We start from the raw sequence: 15,268 nt of genomic DNA on the forward strand, positions 1-15,268 counted from the left end.
AAACTAACTTTTTCCAGACAGGGCGACCTGCCGGACCTCGAAGCCCATCGCCCTGAGCTGGTCGATCACGCTGTCCGGCCCCAGCATATGCAGGAAGCCCACGCCGATGAAGGCCGGACCTGGCCCCGTCACGGCCTTGGCGATGCCGGCCGCGAATACCTTGTTACGGTCTTCGTAGTATTGCCGGTCGTCGGTGCATTGCAGTTGCTTGCACAGTTCTGCAATGCCGACCATATCACCGCGTTCCCATGCCAGCGCAAGCGCGCTCAGGTCGTCTTCGGTCTTGCCGCTCTCCAGCTCGTCAAGATCGCGCTCCAGCGACGTCAGCTGGGTCTGGCCGATGGCGCGCCGCTGGTCCGACGGTTGCTCCAGTTCGACGATGTCTTTCTTTGCATAACGGGCAAAGCCAATCAAGGCGGCGTCGATGGCAAAGTCAGCATAGAAGCCGCGACGCCGGGCCGACAGCAGCGTGAGCGAAGCCATCTTCGAGGCCAGGCTCGCGCCCTTGAAATTCTCCGGATCGGCGCAGGCCTTGCGCAATTGCTGGTCTGTTCTTGCCAGCAATGATTGGTACAAGGGTGAGGACGCATCGGCGGCTTGCTGCGGCATGGGCGCGAGCATCGTCGCCGCCATGCCGGGACGCGTGATGTCCATTTCCACCACCAACGTGCGGGCCGAACGCAAGGCCTTCAGGATGGTGGGGCCGGGAAAATCCCATTCCAGCCTTGCCAAGTGGATGGTGCCGTAGAGATAGGAAAGATGCCCGTCCTTGCTGATTTCCCACAACGGCCCGCGGTCCGGTTGCGCGCTATGGGCGAGCCGTTTCATTTCTTCAGGCGAGACCCTGACCTGGGGCGGGCAGTCCTCCGGGATCGCTTGCGCCATCGCGCCATGGGCGCAAAAGAGCAGGGCGATGAGCAGAATGGCGCGGGTCCGGATGAGGTTCATGGTCGGCAGGTCTTTCGGCGGGAACGATGGGTTCATCATAGAGAGCCCAGTTTAAAAAGAGCTGACAAATCGCCGACGTCTCTGTGACAAGATCTGATCAATGAACAGGACGTTTTCATAAGAACAACCGGAACCGTTCAGCGACACTCCCGCGCCCGCTGCCAGCCGGCCAGCGCCGGCCATGCCATCAGAATTTCGCTGGCAGGTAGGCCATCAGCCAGTCGATGAAGACCCGCAGGCGATGCGAGACATGCCGGTTGTTCGGATAGACCACATGGAAGGGATACGGCGCTGGCCGCCATTTCGTCAGGATCTCGACCAGCTCGCCCCGCGCCAGGGCGGGCCCGGCCGCATAGCGGAAGGTCTGGACAATGCCCAGGCCGGCCAGCGCCGCCGCCAGGTGGGCGTTGCTTTCATTGACCCCGATGCGGTGCTCGGTCTTGATCTCGATCTTTTCACCCTTGCGCTCGAAGCGAAAGGGAAAGGCGCGCCCGCTTTGCGGCGACAGATAGCTGATGAGGCGGTGGCCATTCTTGAGTTCATCCGGATAGGCCGGCACCCCGAACTGCTTGAGATAGGCCGGCGTGGCGCAGGTGACCATGCGCGCCTGGCCGATCTGGCGCGCCACCAGGGAAGAATTGTCCAGCGGCCCGCCCCGGATGACGCAATCGACGCTGTCGCCGATCAGGTCCACCGGGCGGTCGGAGACGCCCAGGTCGATGCTGATGTCCGGATAGCGCGCCAGGAAATCCGGTAGCGCCGGGATCAGTACATCACGGGCAGTGGAGCCGCCCACATCGATGCGCAGCTTGCCGCGCGGATTGCCGCGCACGGCATTGAAGGAGGTATCGATGTCTTCCAGGTCGCGCACCAGGCGGCCGGTCCTCTCGTAGTAATCCTGTCCCTCCGGCGTAACGCTCACGCGCCGCGTGGTCCGCTGCAGCAGGCGCACGCCCAGGTGCGCCTCCAGTTCCCGCACCAGCTTGCTCATGGTGGCATTGGGCATGTCCAGCGAATCCGCCGCGCGGGTGAAACTGCCCGCCTCCACGACCCGGGCAAAGGCCCGGATGGCCAACAGTTGATCCATGGTCGCTTCCTCGCCGTCTTTTCATTATCTATGGATGTGCATAGTCATTTTCATTTTACACACTTTATCCATAAACGCCGGATCGATAAAGTGCAGTCATGCCTTGCTGCACACGGCCCAGAACGCCAGCGGCAGCGGCATGGCAGACCGAACTGACTGACACCTTCAACCTGATCGAAAAGGAAACATCATGAACAAGCAACTCAACGGCAAGATCGCACTGGTCACCGGCGGCACTTCCGGCATTGGCCTGGCCACCGCGCAGGAACTGGCGGCGCAGGGCGCGCAAGTATTCATCACCGGCCGTCGCCAGGCCGAACTGGATGCAGCGGTGGCCAGCATCGGCACTGCGGCTACCGGCATTCGCGCCGACGCCTCGGTGCTCTCGGACCTCGACACCGTCTATGCACAGATTGCCAAGAGCGCAGGCCGGCTCGACATCCTCTTCGCCAACGCAGGCGGCGGCGACATGATGCCGCTGGGGGCGATCACCGAAGAGCACTTCGACCGCATCTTCGGCACCAATGTGCGCGGCGTGCTCTTCACCGTGCAGAAGGCCTTGCCCTTGCTGGTCGATGGCGCGTCGGTGATCCTCACCTCCTCGACCACCTCGGTCCTGGGCACGGCCAACTTCAGCGTCTACAGCGCCAGCAAGGCCGCCGTGCGCAACTTCGCCCGCTCCTGGGCGCTCGACCTGAAGGACCGCGCCATCCGCGTCAACGTGGTCAGCCCCGGCCCGATCCGCACCCCCGGCCTGGGCGAGCTGGTGCCTGACGACGCCCGCCAAGGCCTGTTCGACTACCTGGCCAGCCAGGTACCGCTGGGCCGCCTGGGCGAGCCGCAGGAAATCGGCAAGGCTGTCGCCTTCCTGGCCTCGGACGCCGCCAGCTTCGTCAATGGCATCGAGCTGTTCGTCGATGGCGGGATGGCGCAGGTGTGATGGCGCAGCAACGAAGGCTGAGGTAATGGCATTGACCTGGGACGAAAGCATCCGTCCCAGGTCAGGCTATCGCATTGAGGATCGAGGCAGGATATGCCTCGGCTTGGTGGCCATGTGGCAGCGGCAATGTATCAGCCCTGCACCGGCTCGCGAATGGTCAGGATGGTGATGAAGCAGAGGATGGAGCACACGGCCATGAAGATCCAGACATGGTTCCAGCTGTAGCTGTCCAGCAAGAAACCCGCCGCCAGCGGTGCACAGGCGCCGCCCAGTTGGCCCAGCGTATTGACCATGGCGCAGGCCATGGGATACACCTTCTTCGAGGTCATCCCCATCGGATACACCATGTAGGTCGAATAGCCGATGTTGAGCAAGATCCCCGTCAGCAGCAGCAATGCGCCATAGAGCAGCGGATCAGCAGGAGAGTTGATCAGGATGACCATCATGATGGTGGTGAAGAAGGCGGAAATCATCATCGCGGGCTTTCTGCGCTTCTCCAGCCAGCGGTCGGTCATCGTGCCGCCCAGCAGGTTGCCGATCACCGCGCCCACCCAGGGCGCTGCGGCCACCATCCCCATGTTGGCGATCGAATAGCCTTTCACGCTGATGAGGTAGGTCGGAATCCACGCCAGCAAGACGTTGACGATGGCGGTCATGAAGAAATACCCAAGCGCCGCCCCCATGATGTTCCAGGAGCAGAAGATGCCCTTGGTCGTCTCGATGGTGGCGACCTGGCTCCTGCGGATGATGCGGTCCAGCAAAGCGAAGTCGCGCGTCACGGCAGGGCCTGTACCCTGGCCGGCGGCAGCGCCCTGGCTGTCGTTGATGTGCTCCAGTTCTTCCGCCGAGACATGGGGGCTTTCGGAAGGACGGTTCTTCACCACCATCAGCCACACGACCGAGAGGATGACGCCGGGAACCGCAAAGAAGTAGAAGATGTGGCGCCAGCCCCAGTAGTACATGATCACCGCACAGACCGGCGGAACCAGCACCGGACCAAACTTGGCGGCGGCCAGGAAGATGCCGGTCATCGTGCCTTTTTCGCGCGCCGGGAACCAGTTGTTGATGGTCGAGGTGATGCCGATGGGCAGTGGACCTTCCGCAAGGCCCAGGCCGAAGCGGAAGATCTTCAGCGCCAGCAGCGAGGAGGCGGTGCCGATGAGGCCCGTGAAGACCGAGGTTGCCAGCATGGCCAGCGAGAAGACGCGGGGGATGCCAAAGCGCGTATAGGCCAGTCCCGAGGGCAGTTGCGCCAGGCTGTAGGCGAACAGGAAGATACTGGCCAGTGCGCCCGCCTCGGTATTGGACATCACGAATTCCTTGCGCAGGAAAGGAAGTGCGACGCCAAGATTGGCGCGGTCTGCCGCCGCGACGGTATAGACGATGAAGATGAGTGCGCCGACGACCCAGCGGAAATGGGTCTTCTTTTTGGTGCGTTGAATTGCTGCTGCTTCCATGAATGTCTCCTTCAGCAATCTGGATTTGCTGTTATCTGTATTGGTCGGCCTGGCGGGATTTCCAGGCGCGTTGTCTTTGCTGCCGGTCTTGTGCCGGCTTGCCGCAGGGGGATCAGATCAGACCATTCCGTATTGCTTCAGGATCGTGTCCAGCTGCATCAGCTCGACGGTGGAGGCGCCGTTCTCGATGGCTTCGCGCATCTTCTGTTCCTTCTCTTCGCGCGCCATGCTGCTGGCGATCGTCATCTCGACTTCAGACTGGGCCACCACGGCAAGGCCGTCACGGTCGCCGACGATGATGTCGCCAGGATGGATGAGCACATCGCCAATGACGATGGGAACGTTGACCTTGCCCGGCTGATGCTTGCCGGTACCCTTGATCGACAGGCCACGGCAGAACACCGGGAAGCCCAGGTCGATGATGGTATTGGCGTCCCGCACGCAGCCATTGACGACCAGGCCGGCAATGCCCTTCTTCATCGCCAGCACGGTGAGCACGTCGCCCCATGGCCCGGCTTCCATGAACGCCTTGGCGTCGACGACCAGCACATCCCCGGGCTTTGCCTGCAGCACGGCATAGTGCAATACCAGGTTGTCGCCAGGGCGCGCATCCACGGTCAGTGCCGGACCGGCCAGGCGCGAGGCCGGGTCGATCGGTTTCATGCCGTGGTCGAGGGCGCCCTTGGCGCCTTGCGCCTCGTATACGGTCGCCGAGCCAAGCGCGCGCAATTGCTGGATTTGTTCTTGGGTGATCATGATGAGTCCTGTGTGTGGAGGAGATGCAGCTCAGGTCGCTGCCGAATTGCTGAGGAGCCAGGCAAGGGCCTGCCCGACGTCGGGCTGGTCCTGCCCCAGAGGGTGTCTTTCGAGCAGGGAAGCGGTAGCGTCGAAGCGCTCTTCGACGCCAGGCAGCACCAGCGAGGGAAGCTGCTGCTGGTCGAGCTCGTTCCTGGCGTCGCGCACTTCGTGGGCGCGACGCTTTGCATGAATCACATGGGTGCGCACCAGCATGTCGATGAAGTCGCGCAAGGGGGTCTCGTCGATGTCCTTGAGCTGGTGATACAACTCTTCCCGTACGCCCTGTTTTTCGGCGCTCATCAATAATTCGACCGCGAGCGCTTCCATGCCCTTGGTGAAGATGCTGCGCAGGATCTTCAGCGAGATCGCGTCACCCGGCTTGCCATCGGTGATGACTTGCACCCGGGCGCCGGCTGTCTCCAGCATTTCCTTGAATGCGCTGGCGGTTTCACCAGCGGCCAGCAGAGGCGTCTTTTCCCACTTCAGGGAAATGGCGCCCATGATGGCGACGTCTAGGTAGTGCAAGCCAGACTGGGCCGCCGCTGCAGATGCCTGCCGCTTGGTTGCAGGACTTGCAGTGGTCAGGTCGGCAAAGCCGGTGCCGCTTTTCAGGAAGGGCGCAACCTGGCCGACCACGGCCAAGGCCTGCGAGCCCGTCACGCAGGAAAGCACCCACTGTACATTTTCGAGCCAATTTCCCGGTTTTTCATGGAGCGGGATACCCCATTGCGCAGCCAGTCCGGTGGCGCTCGCAGAAGGGAAGGCTTCACACAGGCTGAGCTCGTAGCCAGCGTCATAGAGGGCTTTGGCATAGCAGCGACCTACTTCGCCCATGCCGATGATTGCAATATGCATTGCGGTCTCCTGGTTTTGATTGCTTTTTGGCAGAATACAAAAAAAGAACAAATAAAGCAATCGCTGCCGTGATGATCCGGTTAAAAATCCAGAATGGATACATTTTTGAAACAAGCGAGGGTATCGCTGGCGGCCCATTGGACGCGCTTGCGATGCGCCATATAGAATCCGCCCACGACATTTGAATCAGGAGTCACAACGGTGGAGCGCGGAAAGGAGAAGGTCTACGAGATCCTTCGGCAGCGTCTGGTGGGCGGGCAATACAAGCCCGGCACCCAGCTCAAGGAAGAACCGCTGGCCCGCGAACTGGGCGTGAGCCGCACCCCGGTGCGCACGGCCTTGCGGCGCCTGGTCGAAGATGGATTGGCCACCGCCGATGCCGGCCAAGGGATTCATGTGGCGGCCTGGAGTGATTGGGATATCGAAGAGACCTTCCAGTTGCGCATGTTGCTGGAGCCCTATGCCGCCAGCCTGGCCGCAGAACGTGGCGATGAGAAGATGCTGTCCCTGCTCAGGGAGAGCAACGAGAAAATGGCGCAGGCCATCAAAAGCGGCGGCGTCCATTCTGTGGAGAAGATTCAGGCGGCCAATAGCGTCTTCCATCGCACGATACTGGAATACTCGGCCTCGCCGCGATTGCGGGCGATGCTGGAGACCATCATCGACATGCCCATCATCGTGCGTTCATTCCATCTCTACGAGAAATCGGAACTGGAACAGAGCCTGCATCATCATCAGGATCTGTTGTTGGCCATGCAGGCGCGTGACGCAGAGCTGGCGCGCCAGGTGATGCAGCTCCATCTGCGCATGTCCTATCACCGCTTCATGCGCCGCCGCAGCCAGTACGAGGACATGGGCGCGCCTGACTAGAACCCATTTCATCAATAGGCGTGAGATGCGTTCTAGGATTTGTCCGCATCCCAGTGCTGCAAGGACGCCTCATGGAGGATGCGGATAAGCCGCTGCGCCGCCGGCGAGAGATACATGTCGCGCCGGTAGGTCAGCCCCATGCGGCGCAGCATGGTGGTCTCCTTGAGCACCACTTCGCGCAGGTGACCGCGCCCTTCCGACAGGTTCAGCTTGGAGGCAAAACCCAGCAGGTTGCTGCGTTCGATGAGCGGCAGGATCATGTTGAGCACCGTGGGCGTGATCTGGACCTTGGGGCGGGGCAGGTGGTGGCGGTCGAAGACATTGTCCAGCCATTGGCGGCTCAGCACCGATTGCGCCGGCAGCACCCACTGGTAGTCCAGCAGATGGCGCAGCCGGATCTTCTTGTCGAAGATGGGATGATGCGGGCTGGCCATGACCACCATCTGGTCCTGCATGATCTCTTCGGTATGGAACAGCTCATCATCCTGGATCATCGGGCCCAGCACGATATCCAGTTCTCCCGCCTTCAGGCCCGCCAGCAGGGCGTCGTTCATGGACACCTTCAGGTCGATCGTGACCTTCTGCGCCTCGCCCAGCAATTGCTGGCACACACCGGGCAGCACATGTTCGGCCAGCGTGGGCACGCAGCCCAGGCGGATGTTGCCTTCGCGTCCATGGGCATAGTCGCCGATCTCGCGGGCGGTCTCGTCCATCATCAGGCTGATCTGGCGCGCACGGTTGAGCAGCGCCTCGCCGACCGCAGTGAGGCGGATGCCGCGACCGACCCGTTCAAACAGCGGCGCCCCCAATTGTTCTTCCAGGCGATCGATGCATTTGGTCAGCGCCGGCTGCGTCTTGTAGAGCCGTTCGGCGGCCCGTCCCACATGCCCTTCCTCGGCGATGACGGCGAAATACTTGAGATCGCGGAAGTCCATGATTCATTCCTGAAAGTTATGGATAACAAAATAAAAGCAAATATACATTAAATATTCGCGCACGTAGACTGCCCTCCAAAAGAACCCTCGCCCACGTGGCGACGACAACAACCTGGAGACCAGTACGATGCAAGACCTGCCTTCCCGGCGTGCCTTCCTGCGACGCAGCGGCCAGCTCGCCCTCAGCCTTGGCGCTGCCATGCACCTGCCGCACGCACTGGCCCAGGCCGACGCCTATCCGCATTCTTCCGGCAGCCAACGCGCTGCGAGCCGCTTGCCCGACGATGCCTGTGATTGCCACATGCACATCTATGACCCGCGCTTCGCATGGGCGCCCGGGGCCAAGCTGGTGCATGCGCCGGCCACGGTGGCGATGTACCGCCAGTTGCAGCAACGGCTGGGCACGACGCGCAACGTGGTCGTCACACCTTCTGCCTATGGCGTGGACAACAGCTGCACGCTGGATGCGCTGGAGCAACTGGGTCGCTCGGCGCGCGGCGTGGCCGTGGTCAACGACCAGGTCAGCGACGCCGAGCTGCAGCGCCTGCACCAGGCCGGTGTGCGCGGTCTGCGCTTCAACCTGGCCGTGGGCTCGGTGACCACCGTGGAGATGATGGAACCGCTGGCGCGCCGCGTAGCGCCGCTGGGCTGGCACCTGCAGGCCAACATGCCCAATGAGGTCTTGCTGGCCCATCGCGCAATGCTGGCGCGGCTGCCGGTGCCGCTGGTGTTCGATCACTTCGCCCGCATTCCCTTGCAGGCCGATGCGACCCATCCGGTATTCGATTTCGTCACCGGGCTCATGCGTGAGCGACGCGCCAGCGTCAAGCTCTCCGGCGCCTATCTCTACAGCAAGCGTGGCGCGCCCGACTATGAGGACGTCGCGCCGCTGGCCCGCGCGCTGGTGCAACTGGCGCCGACGCAGCTGGTGTGGGGCAGCGACTGGCCGCATCCCACCGAGCAGCACAAGCCCGATGATGCGCGCCTGCTCGATGTGATGATTTCCTGGTTGGGTTCCGACGAGATGGTGCGCACCGTGCTGGTCGCCAATCCGGCCCGCCTCTACCAATTCTGACGGAGCGCCCATGTCGCAGGTATCCATTTCTCCCGCCGCCTCGGCTGCCGCCACCGCAGTGGTCAGCGAAGAAGCCACCATGAAGAAGGTGATGCGCCGCCTCATCCCCTTCATCCTCCTGTGTTACGTGGTCAGCTATCTGGACCGCATCAACGTCGGTTTCGCTGCGTTGACCATGAACAAGGACCTGGGCCTGACGCCTTCGCAGTTCGGGCTGGGCGCGGGCCTCTTCTTCATCGGCTATTTCTTCTTCGAGATTCCCAGCAACCTGGCGCTGCATCGCTTCGGCGCGCGCATGTGGATCTCGCGCATCATGATTTCCTGGGGCCTGATCTCGATGGCCACGGCCTTCGTGGTCGGTCCCAAGAGCTTTGCACTGGCGCGCTTCCTGCTGGGCATGGCCGAGGCCGGCTTCACGCCGGGCATCTACCTGTACTTCACCCAGTGGTTCCCGGGCGCATGGCGCGGCAAGGCCACGGCCTTCTTCCTGATCGGCATTCCGGTGGCCAACATCATTGGTTCGCCGCTGTCGGGCGCGCTCATGGAATTGCACGGGATGTGGGGCTACAAGGGCTGGCAGGTGCTGCTGCTGCTGGAAGCCTTGCCCGCCGTACTGTTGGGCGTGATGTGCCTGTTCCTGCTGCCGGATCGTCCGGCCAAGGCGAAGTGGCTCAGCGCTGACGAAAAGCAATGGCTGGAAAATGAATTGTCCACCGAGCAGAACGTGCTGGCCGCCCGCCATGGCAACAAGTTGAAGGACGCCTTCACCAACTGGCGCGTGTTCGCCCTGGCCGGGGCCAACTTCTGCGGCATCATCGGTTCGCTCAGCATCGGCCTGTGGTTGCCGCAGATCATCCGCGAGTTCGGCCTGCCCTCGCACCAGGTCGGCCTGGTGGCGGCGGTGCCCTACCTGGTCGGTGCAGTGGCGATGACGCTGTGGGCGCGCCTGGCCAATCGCAGTGAGCGACGCCTGTTCTTCGTGGCTGGCGCCATCGTGCTGGCGGCGCTCTCGCTGGGCGTCTCGGCCTTCCTGCATACGCCGCTCTTGAAGATGCTGGCCATCACCGTGGCGGTGGCCTCCATCCTGTCGTTCCAGGCGACCTTCTGGGCCATTCCCTCGGGCTTCCTGACCGGACGCGCTGCCGCCGGCGGACTGGCGCTGATCGTCTCCATCGGCAACCTGGGCGGCTTTGTCGGACCGTCGGTGATCGGCTTCATCCGCGAATCCACCCAGGGCTTTACCTATCCCTTGATCTTCGTGGCCGGCGCCTTGCTGCTGGGTGCTGTCATCACGCTGGCATTGGGCGATCCGTCCCGCGTCCCTCCCACTTCCAAGGAAACAGCATGAGCTTCTTTGCCCCGCCTCCCGTGGTCGAGGCCAGCGTCTTCACCCGCTTGCCCGAGCATTTCCGTACTCCTCGCAAGAACGCCTGGGGCGACGCCAACCGCGGCGGCCTGCCCATCGATTCCTTCCTCGAAGGTCCGTCCTTCGACCGTCAGGGCCGCCTGTACGTCACCGACATTCCCTATGGCCGCATCTTCCGCATCACCATGGACGGTCAGTGGGAACTGGTCACCGAGTACGATGGCTGGCCCAATGGCCTGAAGATCGACAAGACCGGCCGCATCGTCATCACCGACTACAAACGCGGCCTGGTCCAGCTCGATCCTGATACCGGTACCGTCACGCCGCTGCTGGAGACGGTGGGCTCGGAAGGCTTCAAGGGCGTCAATGACCTGGTGTTCGGCCCCAAGGGCGAGATCTATTTCACCGACCAGGGCCAGACCGGCCTGCAGGACCCCACTGGCCGCGTCTACCGGCTCGCGCCGGATGGCCAGTTGACCTGCCTGATCAATACCATCCCCAGTCCCAACGGCATCGTCTATGACCCGGCCCTGAACCACCTGCTGGTGGCCGTCACGCGGGCGCAGCAGATCTGGCGTATCCCGCTGCATCACAACGGCGTGGTCGGCAAGGTCGGCGTGTTTGCCAACCTGCATGGCGGCATGGCCGGTCCCGATGGCCTGGCGCTGGATGCGGAGAGCTGCCTCTACATCGCCCATACCGGCTTTGGTTCCATCTGGCGGCTGTCCAAGTTTGCCGAACCGCTGCTGCGCATCCGCTCTAGCGCCGGCATCTCCACCACCAACCTGGCCTTTGGCGGGCCGGACGGCAAGAGCCTCTTCATCACCGAATCCCAGACCGGGTCCATCCTGCGCGCCGACGTGCCGGTGGCCGGTCTGCCCATGTATTCCCACGCCTGAGCGTGGCCGCTGTCTTCATTTTCATCAAAGGATCACCATGAGCACTCAACCTGATTTCATCCGCGACTTCAAACGTGTCGATGCCGCCATCGTGGCCCAGGCCTCGGAATTCGCCGCCTCCATCCTGGCCGACGTGGCTGGTCGTCGCGGCACCCTGTGCAGCCGCGTAGCGCCGCTGTCGCCGTCCATGCGCGTGGCTGGTCCGGCGCTGACGGTGGAAGTCCGTCCGGGCGACAACCTGATGATCCACGCCGCCATGGCCATCGCCAAGCCGGGCGACGTGCTGGTCATCGATGGCAAGGGCGATGAGACCTGCGCGCTGATGGGCGAGATCATGGTCTCGCAATGCAAGGCCATCGGCCTGGCCGGCATCATCATCTACGGTTCGGTGCGCGACACCGAGGCCCTCTGTGAAATCGGTTTCCCGGTCTATGCCGTGGGCGCCAATCCGAATGGTCCGACCAAGAACATCGCCGGTCGCGTGAACTGGCCCATCTCGGTGGGTGGCACCGCCGTGCAACCGGGTGACCTGATCGTGGGCGATGCCGACGGCGTGGTGGTGATCGAGCGTGAAAAGGCGGCCTCGCTGCTGGGCGCTGCCGCCAAGAAGGTCGATGACGAGACCAAGCGCCTCACCGCCATCCGCGGCGGCGGCCCGCTGCGTCCGACCTGGCTGGAGAGCGAACTGCGCAAGGCTGGCGTGCTGGCCGAAGGAGAGTCGCTGTGAGTGCAGCCAACAAGCAAGTGGTGATCGTCACCGGTGTCGACCTGGCGCCTGCTGCGGTCGAACTGCTGCGTGACTATGAACTGGTCTACGCCGGCGCCAAGCCGACCGAAGAGGATCTGCTCAAGCTGGCCCAGCAACATCAGCCGGTGGCGATCATCGTGCGATACGGCGGCGTGAGCGCCCGCGTGATGGACGCGGCCCCAGGCCTGCGCGTGATCTCCAAGCACGGCACCGGCATTGATTCCATCGACAGCCAGGCGGCGCAGCAACGCGGCATCGCCGTGAAAGCAGCGGCAGGCGCCAATGCCCCGGCCGTGGCCGAGCACACCTGGGCTCTGATCATGGCCTGCGCCAAGAACGTGGTGGGACTGGACCAGCGCATGCGTGAAGGGCACTGGGACAAGTCCACCCACAAGAGCCTGGAACTGCGGGGCCGGACGCTGGGCCTGGTTGGCCTGGGCGCCATCGGACGCCGCGTGGCGGCGGTCGCTGCTGCACTGGACATGCCGGTACTGGCCCATGACCCCTATGCCAAGGAAGCTCCGCAAGGCGTGCAACTGGTCGATCTCGATACGCTCTTTGCGCAGTCCGACGTGGTCTCGCTGCACTGCCCGCTGACCGCCGAGAACAAGCACATGATCAACGCCCAGTCGCTGGCCCGGATGAAGGACGGCACCATCCTCGTCAATACCGCCCGTGGCGGCCTGATCGACGAGCAAGCCCTGATCGCTGCGCTCGACAGCGGCAAGCTGCGCGCGGCCGGACTGGACAGCTTCGAGAAGGAGCCATTCACCGCTCCCCATCCGCTGCAGCACGTCGGCAATGCGGTGCTGAGTCCGCACATCGGCGGCGTGACCTCCGATGCCTATATTGCCATGGGGACGGGCGCAGCCAATAACGTCCTGGCCGTACTTGGCGCGTAGCGCGCAAAGTACCGATCAACAATTACAATGCAATCGGCCAGCCGGCAAGACCGGCTGAGCCCTCCTTCCGAGAGAGACAAATGGAGACCATCCAGAACGAGAAGCGGCTCGAACAAGAGACCGTGCGCAAGGTCACATGGCGACTGTTGCCCTTCCTGATGCTGTGCTACCTGTTCGCCTTCATCGATCGCGGCAATATCGGCATGGCCGCGCTGCAGATGAATCACGACCTCGGCCTGTCGCCCAGGATGTTCGGCTTTGCCAGCAGCCTCTTCTTCATCGCCTATTTCATCTTCGAAGTGCCCAGCAACCTGGCGCTGCAGAAATTCGGCGCGCGCAGATGGCTGGCGCGCATCATGATCACCTGGGGCCTGATCTCGGCCTGTACGGCGCTGGTGCAAGGACCGAACTCCTTGTACTTCGTGCGCTTCATCCTGGGTGCGGCCGAGGCCGGATTCTTCCCCGGCGTGGTGCTGTACCTGACCTATTGGGTACCCTCGGCCTACCGCGCGCGCATCGTGGCGCTGTTCATGGTGGCCATTCCCGCGGCCAGCTTCGTGGCCTCGCCGGTGTCGGCGCTGCTGCTGCAGATGGATGGCATCGGCGGACTGCGCGGCTGGCATTGGCTGTTCATGCTGGAGGGCTTGCCCACGGTGGTGCTGGGCCTGGTCTGCCTGTCCTTCCTGACCGACCGTCCCGATCAGGCCCGCTGGCTCAGCGATGAGCAGCGCCAGTGGCTGACCGAGACCATGGACAAGGAGGCCGCCAGCCGCGCCGCCAAGCAGCATATCCCCTTGTGGAAGCTGTTCAGCCAGCCGCATGTGTGGGGCATGGCCCTGGTCTGCGCCTGCGCCTCGGCGGCCGGTTCGGTGTTGAACGTGTGGCAGCCGCAGTTGCTCAAGTCCTTCGGTCTGTCGGTGATGCAGACGGGCCTGGTCAATTCGATTCCCTACCTGATCGCCTCGGTGCTGATGGTGTGGTGGGGCCGTCATTCCGACCGTACCGGCGAGCGCCGCTGGCATACCGCCATTCCGCTCATGCTCATCGGTGGCGGACTGGCGCTGGCGTCGCTGGCCAATTCGCTGGCCCCGGTGGTGCTGTTGCTGACGATGGTGCTGATCGGCGCGTATTCCTTCAAGGGACCGTTCTGGGCCATGGCCTCCAGCTGGCTGGCCACGGGTTCGGCAGCGGCCGGGCTGGCGGGCATCAACGCCGTCTCCAACCTGATCGGCGGTGGCCTGATGGTCAACGTCTATGGCTGGGTCAAGGACGCCACCGGCAGCTATGCCATGGCCTTGTTGCCGCTGGTGGGTCTGTCGGTGGTGAGCGTGGGCATCCTGCTGTTCCTGTCGCGCAAGTCGCGCGCGGGCCATTGAACCCCAAGCCATGAACATGGCGGCGCCCGCCAGCGCCGCTGGAGACAACGATGCTCGATAGAAGAAGCTTCATCGCCGGGGCCATGCTGGCCTGTGCCGGCGTGCGCAGCGCGACTGCGCAATCCGTTCCCAATTCTGCCGGCAGCCAGCCGCCCAGGCTGAAGGCGCCGATGCTGGCGTGCGACAGTCATCACCATATCTACGATGCGCGCTTCCCGGTCTCGCCGCATTGGCGCGGCGGACGCCCGGACGGGGCCACCGTAGCCGACTACCGGCTGCTGATGGCCAAGCTGGGCATTGCGCGGCATGTGGTGGTGCAGCCCTCCACCTATGGCAGCGACAATCGCTGCCTGCTGGATGCGCTCACCCAGTTCGGCGCAGAGGCGCGCGGCATCGTGGTTATCGATGACGATGTCGATTTGCCGCAATTGAAGGAAATGGATCGATTGGGTGTGCGCGGCGTACGCGTCAATTTCCTCTCTGCGCAGAGCTGGGGCGTGACCACCGTGGAGCGTCTGCGCCGCACCGCCGAGCGCATCGCGCCGCTGGGCTGGCATGTGCAGGTATTGATGTCGGGTGCGCAGATCGCGCAGCATGAGTCCGTCCTGGCCGCGCTGCCTACGCAGGTGGTCATTGACCACCTGGGCCGCATCCCGCAGCCGGACGGTCTTGATCATCCCGGCGCGCAAGCGGTGCTGCGCCTGCTGGCCAAGGGCAATACCTGGATCAAGCTGTCCGAACCTTATGCCGATACCCTGCAAGGGCCGCCCGATTATCCCGATACCAGCCTGCTGGCCAAGGCCTATCTGCAGGCCGCGCCGCAGCGCACCCTGTGGGGCAGCGACTGGCCGCATCCGACCGAGAAGATCAAGCCCGATGACGCTGTGCTGTTCGACCTGCTGGCTGCATGGGCCCCTGATCCGGCCTTGCGCCAGCAGATCCTGGTGAGCAATCCGGCGGCGCTGTTCGGCTTTGCCTGAGTGGGGTCATTGCCGCCACCGTCCGGCGGTGG

General features: G+C 63.4%; 15 protein-coding genes. 9 read left to right on the top strand and 6 right to left on the bottom strand.

What is annotated here, in order from left to right; all coding sequences use genetic code 11:
- Positions 1–3: 3 nt before the first annotated feature.
- Positions 4–948 (bottom strand): TraB/GumN family protein, encoded by a 945-nt coding sequence (locus BGK68_RS07330; protein WP_075256544.1) that lies wholly within the window; start codon positions 946–948, stop codon positions 4–6.
- A gap of 187 nt (positions 949–1,135) precedes the next feature.
- Complete coding sequence (locus BGK68_RS07335) at positions 1,136–2,035, bottom strand: LysR family transcriptional regulator (RefSeq protein ID WP_075256545.1); 900 nt, start codon at positions 2,033–2,035, stop codon at positions 1,136–1,138.
- Between the two features lie 190 nt (positions 2,036–2,225).
- On the opposite strand from BGK68_RS07335, the gene BGK68_RS07340 reads away from it, so the two are divergent.
- Positions 2,226–2,975, top strand: coding sequence for an SDR family NAD(P)-dependent oxidoreductase (locus tag BGK68_RS07340; protein ID WP_075256546.1), 750 nt, complete (start codon positions 2,226–2,228; stop codon positions 2,973–2,975).
- Between the two features lie 131 nt (positions 2,976–3,106).
- Here the strand turns inward: BGK68_RS07340 and BGK68_RS07345 are convergent, their stop codons facing one another.
- The 3 genes from BGK68_RS07345 to BGK68_RS07355 form a co-directional block, all read right to left on the bottom strand.
- Positions 3,107–4,432 carry an MFS transporter gene (locus BGK68_RS07345; RefSeq protein ID WP_075256547.1) on the bottom strand — a complete coding sequence of 442 codons (1,326 nt, stop codon included), beginning with the start codon at positions 4,430–4,432 and terminating at the stop codon, positions 3,107–3,109.
- A 117-nt stretch (positions 4,433–4,549) separates the two neighbouring features.
- Positions 4,550–5,188, bottom strand: coding sequence for a 4-carboxy-4-hydroxy-2-oxoadipate aldolase/oxaloacetate decarboxylase (locus BGK68_RS07350; protein ID WP_075256548.1), 639 nt, complete (start codon positions 5,186–5,188; stop codon positions 4,550–4,552).
- A gap of 30 nt (positions 5,189–5,218) precedes the next feature.
- A complete protein-coding gene (locus BGK68_RS07355; protein WP_075256549.1) occupies positions 5,219–6,085 on the bottom strand; it encodes an NAD(P)-dependent oxidoreductase in 867 nt (288 codons plus the stop codon).
- 201 nt (positions 6,086–6,286) lie between these two features.
- Between BGK68_RS07355 and BGK68_RS07360 the strand changes: the two genes are divergently transcribed.
- On the top strand, positions 6,287–6,955 hold the full coding sequence (locus tag BGK68_RS07360; protein ID WP_075256550.1) for a GntR family transcriptional regulator: 669 nt from the start codon (positions 6,287–6,289) through the stop codon (positions 6,953–6,955).
- 32 nt (positions 6,956–6,987) lie between these two features.
- Here the strand turns inward: BGK68_RS07360 and BGK68_RS07365 are convergent, their stop codons facing one another.
- The gene (locus tag BGK68_RS07365; protein ID WP_075256551.1) at positions 6,988–7,890 is read right to left on the bottom strand and encodes a LysR family transcriptional regulator; all 903 of its coding nucleotides are present in this window, start codon (positions 7,888–7,890) and stop codon (positions 6,988–6,990) included.
- A gap of 127 nt (positions 7,891–8,017) precedes the next feature.
- Between BGK68_RS07365 and BGK68_RS07370 the strand changes: the two genes are divergently transcribed.
- The 7 genes from BGK68_RS07370 (at position 8,018) to BGK68_RS07400 (ending at position 15,236) form a co-directional block, all read left to right on the top strand.
- A complete protein-coding gene (locus BGK68_RS07370; protein ID WP_075256552.1) occupies positions 8,018–8,965 on the top strand; it encodes an amidohydrolase family protein in 948 nt (315 codons plus the stop codon).
- Between the two features lie 10 nt (positions 8,966–8,975).
- A complete protein-coding gene (locus BGK68_RS07375) occupies positions 8,976–10,313 on the top strand; it encodes an MFS transporter (RefSeq protein ID WP_075256553.1) in 1,338 nt (445 codons plus the stop codon).
- Positions 10,310–11,230, top strand: a complete 921-nt coding sequence (locus BGK68_RS07380; RefSeq protein WP_075256554.1) for an SMP-30/gluconolactonase/LRE family protein — start codon at positions 10,310–10,312, stop codon at positions 11,228–11,230. Before BGK68_RS07375 ends, BGK68_RS07380 begins: the two co-directional genes overlap by 4 nt.
- Before the next feature lie 37 nt (positions 11,231–11,267).
- Positions 11,268–11,957, top strand: a complete 690-nt coding sequence (locus tag BGK68_RS07385; protein ID WP_075256555.1) for an RraA family protein — start codon at positions 11,268–11,270, stop codon at positions 11,955–11,957.
- Positions 11,954–12,880 carry a hydroxyacid dehydrogenase gene (locus BGK68_RS07390; protein ID WP_075256556.1) on the top strand — a complete coding sequence of 309 codons (927 nt, stop codon included), beginning with the start codon at positions 11,954–11,956 and terminating at the stop codon, positions 12,878–12,880. The genes BGK68_RS07385 and BGK68_RS07390 overlap by 4 nt, the downstream gene beginning before the upstream one ends.
- Positions 12,881–12,960: 80 nt before the next feature.
- Positions 12,961–14,256, top strand: coding sequence for an MFS transporter (locus tag BGK68_RS07395; RefSeq protein ID WP_075256557.1), 1,296 nt, complete (start codon positions 12,961–12,963; stop codon positions 14,254–14,256).
- A 50-nt stretch (positions 14,257–14,306) separates the two neighbouring features.
- A complete protein-coding gene (locus BGK68_RS07400) occupies positions 14,307–15,236 on the top strand; it encodes an amidohydrolase family protein (RefSeq protein ID WP_075256558.1) in 930 nt (309 codons plus the stop codon).
- Positions 15,237–15,268 lie beyond the last annotated feature (32 nt).

The sequence above is a fragment of the Herbaspirillum camelliae genome (assembly GCF_001929405.1).
GTDB lineage: Bacteria > Pseudomonadota > Gammaproteobacteria > Burkholderiales > Burkholderiaceae_D > Herbaspirillum > Herbaspirillum seropedicae.

What these genes read in the sequence shown, in the direction of transcription:
- BGK68_RS07345 (WP_075256547.1), bottom strand. Translation starts at nt 4,432, where the DNA reads ATGGAAGCAGCAGCAATTCAACGCACCAAAAAGAAGACCCATTTCCGC.
- BGK68_RS07380 (WP_075256554.1), top strand. Translation starts at nt 10,310, where the DNA reads ATGAGCTTCTTTGCCCCGCCTCCCGTGGTCGAGGCCAGCGTCTTCACC.
- BGK68_RS07350 (WP_075256548.1), bottom strand. Translation starts at nt 5,188, where the DNA reads ATGATCACCCAAGAACAAATCCAGCAATTGCGCGCGCTTGGCTCGGCG.
- BGK68_RS07385 (WP_075256555.1), top strand. Translation starts at nt 11,268, where the DNA reads ATGAGCACTCAACCTGATTTCATCCGCGACTTCAAACGTGTCGATGCC.
- BGK68_RS07400 (WP_075256558.1), top strand. Translation starts at nt 14,307, where the DNA reads ATGCTCGATAGAAGAAGCTTCATCGCCGGGGCCATGCTGGCCTGTGCC.
- BGK68_RS07330 (WP_075256544.1), bottom strand. Translation starts at nt 948, where the DNA reads ATGAACCTCATCCGGACCCGCGCCATTCTGCTCATCGCCCTGCTCTTT.
- BGK68_RS07395 (WP_075256557.1), top strand. Translation starts at nt 12,961, where the DNA reads ATGGAGACCATCCAGAACGAGAAGCGGCTCGAACAAGAGACCGTGCGC.
- BGK68_RS07370 (WP_075256552.1), top strand. Translation starts at nt 8,018, where the DNA reads ATGCAAGACCTGCCTTCCCGGCGTGCCTTCCTGCGACGCAGCGGCCAG.
- BGK68_RS07365 (WP_075256551.1), bottom strand. Translation starts at nt 7,890, where the DNA reads ATGGACTTCCGCGATCTCAAGTATTTCGCCGTCATCGCCGAGGAAGGG.
- BGK68_RS07335 (WP_075256545.1), bottom strand. Translation starts at nt 2,035, where the DNA reads ATGGATCAACTGTTGGCCATCCGGGCCTTTGCCCGGGTCGTGGAGGCG.
- BGK68_RS07340 (WP_075256546.1), top strand. Translation starts at nt 2,226, where the DNA reads ATGAACAAGCAACTCAACGGCAAGATCGCACTGGTCACCGGCGGCACT.
- BGK68_RS07375 (WP_075256553.1), top strand. Translation starts at nt 8,976, where the DNA reads ATGTCGCAGGTATCCATTTCTCCCGCCGCCTCGGCTGCCGCCACCGCA.
- BGK68_RS07355 (WP_075256549.1), bottom strand. Translation starts at nt 6,085, where the DNA reads ATGCATATTGCAATCATCGGCATGGGCGAAGTAGGTCGCTGCTATGCC.